Consider the following 909-nt stretch of genomic DNA (forward strand, 5'->3'; position numbering starts at 1 on the left):
GAAGACTATAGGGCTCTCTTGCCCTTTAACCTAAACCCTCTAAATTAATTTTCTCTTTCAATGCAACCCGTATTTGCCCGAACGAATACAATCATAAGCTTCATGTACCATGTTAACAACATCCTGGCTGAAGGCAAGATCTACGCGGACGAAGCCCTTTTAAAGTATAAATCAGCGATGGCTGTTGAATTGCCAAAATTGGTGCTATTTCTAAACTGGTTCCCAGTCCGTGATAAAACCTTGACTTATGCTGCGTTAAACAAAACGGCCTATGGGATGTTGCCAGAAGCACAATTTCCAGTATTAGCAGAATTTTTAAACGGCTCCTCCTTTAATAAAAAGGCCGCCGAATGGGAACACTACCTCAAGTCATCACGGCTCATTACGCTGAAGAGCCGTGTGTGGGAAAACCACAAGCACGGTTCCGTGGGGGGTGCTGTGATGGTAAACACTAATATTTTAGAGGAGTAACTATTATGGCTTCTACCCGACATTATCAAAGGATCTTTCTGATCAGGAAGAGGACGTATAAATTACCCCATTATTCTGCTAATGGAAGTATTAAAATGGGTTTTTATTGAATGAATTTGGTCATGGTAAATTTTTAAACGATCGAAGAGAATTTCGTTTGCAAAATAATTCGGGTTCAAAAGCAATTCTATTTGCAGTTTAATTCGGTTTCATCCAAATCCATTTGCATTTTATTGTGGGTTCATTTGCAAAATAATTCAAGCAGAGCCGAATCTGTTTTCAAGCACTAACAGATAACACACTGAATCAGAGAATGTCGCTTTTTGCAGACTTCATAAATAAATATTCTGGCTCTTGGCGTCTTCGCGTTGAACTGTATAATATCACGCCATGGCTGGATTGAACCTTTCGAAACCAGTCAAGTCCAACATTAGTCGC

Annotated in this window: 1 protein-coding gene; it reads left to right on the plus strand. The window is 39.8% G+C overall.

Features of this window, described 5'->3' with window-relative positions; genetic code table 11:
• Window positions 1-102: 102 nt before the first annotated feature.
• Window positions 103-471, plus strand: a complete 369-nt coding sequence (locus tag Lfee_RS07630) for a hypothetical protein (RefSeq protein ID WP_058445485.1) — start codon at window positions 103-105, stop codon at window positions 469-471.
• The last annotated feature ends 438 nt before the right edge of the window (window positions 472-909 follow it).

It is taken from the genome of Legionella feeleii (assembly GCF_001467625.1).
GTDB classification, from domain to species: Bacteria; Pseudomonadota; Gammaproteobacteria; order Legionellales; family Legionellaceae; genus Tatlockia; species Tatlockia feeleii.